The 3,751-nt window shown below is 69.2% G+C and carries 2 protein-coding genes and 1 pseudogene; all 3 read right to left on the reverse strand.

Annotated elements, in window-relative coordinates:
* Nucleotides 1–412 (reverse strand): biotin/lipoyl-containing protein (locus ABD901_RS58185; RefSeq protein ID WP_345144916.1); only part of this gene is annotated, 412 nt, incomplete at its 3' end.
* A 52-nt stretch (nt 413–464) separates the two neighbouring features.
* Entirely contained in the window at nt 465–1,850 is a 1,386-nt protein-coding gene (gene lpdA / locus ABD901_RS58190; protein WP_345144918.1) for a dihydrolipoyl dehydrogenase, read from the reverse strand.
* A 70-nt stretch (nt 1,851–1,920) separates the two neighbouring features.
* Nucleotides 1,921–2,118 (reverse strand): annotated as a pseudogene (locus tag ABD901_RS58195) (2-oxoglutarate dehydrogenase E1 subunit family protein); the annotation flags it as partial.
* Between the last annotated feature and the right edge of the window lie 1,633 nt (nt 2,119–3,751).

Genomic DNA, 3,751 nt, shown 5'->3' on the forward strand with positions numbered 1-3,751 from the left:
GGCCGGCCGAAACCGGCGCGGCGGCCGCGGGCTGCGGCTCCGGCTCGGCCTTCGGCTGCGGGGCCGGAGCGGGCGCGGGCGCCGGGGCAGGCGCCGGCGCGGCGGCCTTGGGCTGCGGCTGCGGCTCGGCCTTGGGCTGCGGTGCCGGCGCGGCGGCGGCCTTCGGCGCGCCGCCGGCGACGCCGATGACGGCCAGCTCGGCCCCGACCTCGACGGTCTCGTCCTCCTGCACGACGATGCGCGTCAGCACGCCGGCCGCCGGGGACGGGATCTCGGTGTCGACCTTGTCGGTGGAAACCTCCAGCAGCGGCTCGTCCGCCTCGACGCGGTCGCCCTCCTGCTTCAACCAGCGGGTGACTGTGCCCTCGGTGACGCTCTCGCCCAACCGGGGCATGGTGACCGATACCGGCATGTGAAACGACTCCTCGTACTTTGCTTGTGGTGGCGGTCGGTTGCCAGTTGACTCAGTGGACGTGCAGCGGCTTGCCGGCCAGCGCGAGATGCGCCTCGCCGAGAGCCTCGTTCTGCGTGGGGTGCATGTGCACCAGCGGGGCGACATCGCCCGGGAACGCTTCCCAGTTGTAAATCAGCTGGGCCTCGCCGATGAGCTCGCTCACGCGCGCTCCCACCATGTGGACACCGACGACCGGGCCGTCCTTGACGCGAATGAGCTTCACGAAGCCCGCGGTCCGCAGGATCTGGCTCTTGCCATTGCCGGTGAGGTCGTACTGCAGGGTCTCGATCTTGTCGTCGCCGTGGATCTCGCGGGCCTTGGACTCGTTGAGCCCGACCGAGGCGACCTCCGGCTCGGAGTAGGTCACGCGCGGGATGCCGGACTCCTCGAACACCTGCGGGTTCTGCCCGGCGATCTCCTCGGCGACGAAGATGCCCTGCTGAAAGCCTCGGTGCGCCAGCTGTACCCCGGGGACGATGTCGCCGACCGCGTAGACGCCGGGCACCGAGGTGCGCAGCCGCTCGTCGGTGAGGACGAACCCGCGCTCCATCTTCACGCCCTGCTCCTCGTAGCCGAGGCCGGCGGTGGTCGGCCCGCGCCCGACGGCCACGAGCAGCAGCTCGGCCTCGATCGTCTCGCCGCCCTGGATCGTCACCTTCACGCCGGAGTCGGAGCGCTCGACGCCCTCGAACGGCTTGCCGACCTTGAACTTGACGCCCCGCTTGCGGAAGGCCCGCTCGAGCGCCTTGGAGCTGGCCTCGTCCTCGACCGCCAGCAGCCGGGGCAGCGCCTCGACGATGGTCACGTCGACGCCGAAGGACTTCCAGGCGCTGGCGAACTCGCAGCCGATCACACCGCCGCCCAGGACGATCGCCGAGGCCGGCACGTGGTCGAGGCCCAGCGCGTGCTCGCTGGTGATGACCCGCTCGCCGTCGACGACCAGCCCGGGCAGCGTCTTGGAGTAGGAGCCGGTGGCCAGCACGATGCTCTTCGCGGTGTACCGCGTGCCGGCGACCTCGACGGCGTCCGGCGCGACCAGCCGCCCCTCGCCCTCGATGAGCTGCACCTTGCGCGCCTTGGCCAGCCCCTGCAGGCCCTTGTACAGCTTGGTGACCACGCCGTCCTTGTAGGCGTTGACAGCCTTCATGTCGACGCCGTTGAACGACGCCTGGATGCCGAACTGGTCGGCCTCGCGGGCCGCGTCGGCCACCTCACCGGCGTGCAGCAGCGCCTTGGTCGGGATGCAGCCGCGGTGCAGGCACGTGCCGCCGAGCTTGTCCTTCTCGACCAGCGCGACGGACAGGCCGAGCTGCGCCGCGCGGAACGCGGCCGCGTAGCCGCCGCTGCCCCCGCCCAGGATCAGGACGTCGAAGGAGTTGGCGTGTGGGTCGCTCACGAATTCTCCCAGGTGATGCACGGGCCTGCCGGCCCGTGACGGTGCGAATGCGGTTCGATCAGATGGGGCTGGGGCGGCACGGCGGTTGGCGTCGTGCCCTGGAGGTACCGTCCGGGGTGGGCTTGTAGTCGGCGAAGAAGCCGTGCCACGCGGAGTCCACGCTGGCCGGGTCGGCGAGGTACCGCTGATACATGTCCTCGACGATCCACTCGTTCGGGCCAAACCCCGCCAGCGGGTTCTCCTGCGAATTGGTCGCTTGGGCCGACACGGCTCTTGATCGCCTTTCTAAAAAGGAGCCTTTGCGGCGGAACCTCAGACCGAGGCCTGGCGCTGTTCAGTCGTGCCGGAGTTCATGTCACTAGTGCTTCGTCATGGCGACCGTTGAGCAAGGAACGAGTCCACGAGTAGGAAGGGGAGACCGCAAGCCCCTCAACATTGCGGTCTCCCGGCAGATGCGCCGCGGCGGGCCCGGCTCGCCGCGGCGCGGGACTGAGCCATCGAACGATGCTGTCGGGGGCCTCACGGCATGGTCCGCTGCTTACGCGACGCGCCCGCCGCAGCACGGTCAGGCCGACGACGGCCGTTCTGCGCCGTCACCCTCATGCGAAGCTGGTGCGGTCGCGGCGCGACCGACCAGGCGTCACGCATACGCTCGGGCAGCAGGTCCAGAAACACCGGCGGCGTCGCCGAGCACGCGGCACGGCGCTGCGGGCGCACCCCTGTCCGGGCGCTGTCGGCAGTGCGGCTGGGCGTGGGTGCCGGGCAGCTGAGGCCAAGCCGGGATACCCGGCAGATGCTCGCGCGTCCGTCCATCAGTGAAGTCCGTTGGGGTGTAGTGCTGCCGAGCGGTGTAGAGGGCTTGGTTGCCGCCGTTCGCATTAGTGGGAGAACGGCAGTCGTGCGACTTCCAACTCGGTCACGTCCCTTGGTGCCTTTGTCACCGGCCGCGCGCCGCATGATCTGCTGTGCGGGCATCGCAGCCTCCCTAAGGAGGGGTGATTGTCTCGGGAGAGAGGTTGCCGAGCTTCGCGGTTTGGTTTACCGCAAATTGCACAAGATTTCGTGTCATCGAACGGCGAGTGCACCGCAACACAAGCGGTGCCCGCGGACTTTCCTGTCGCCGCACCGGAGGAGCTCAAGGCGAGACCACCATTGGTCACGTTCGTGAACCCGCAGCCTGACCCCGAATAGACGATGCCTGTCGATGCGCCTGACCCATCGACCTGCTGTCGATCACATCGCTGTTGCCGGGGCGGTCACCGCGATCGGACATCAGTACCGAGGCCAAACGCGACCTGCGTCCGGCCAAGACTCCGCAGAAGATCTCCGGACGGTTCACGTCCGAGGTCGTCACCTGAGCCCGCTGCCGCATCCGCGTGGCGCGGAGCCTTCGCACCGGACTTCCTGCAAGATCGTGTGCAGACCACCGCGAAACTCTTCGCCTCCAGCGCGCCAGGCCCGGACCGGCTCGGCACGTTTGCTCGGCACTGGCTCACTGACGACCGGTCGCGGTGCAGCCTCTGGCGGGTCGGAGAGCGCAGGCAACGGCGGTGCGCGGCGACGGCCTCTCGGCCGGGTCGGAGAGATTCTCCAGCAGGCGCCGGCGGTCGGTGGCCTGCACCGCCTGGGTGCGGCCCGGGCGGCTGCCTCGGCGTGGGCGCCGCCGCGGTCGCGTAGATGACCTGGACGCTGGGATGCGCGTCCAGCCAGGCGGGAACGTGGCAGCGGTGCGGTCGGGCAGCGCCCCGATCGGCTTGCGGGTGGCCATGTAGATCATAAGAAACAACCCGGGAGTTCCTGGTGTGGTCTGTCCACCGTGGAATCTGTTGCGTGGCTCTGACCTGGACATCTGCTGGTTCAACTGAAGAGAGGTGCTGGGCTGACGTTACTTCAGGATTTCT

This window comes from Dactylosporangium darangshiense (genome assembly GCF_039537565.1).
Taxonomy (GTDB): Bacteria; Actinomycetota; Actinomycetes; order Mycobacteriales; family Micromonosporaceae; genus Dactylosporangium; species Dactylosporangium darangshiense.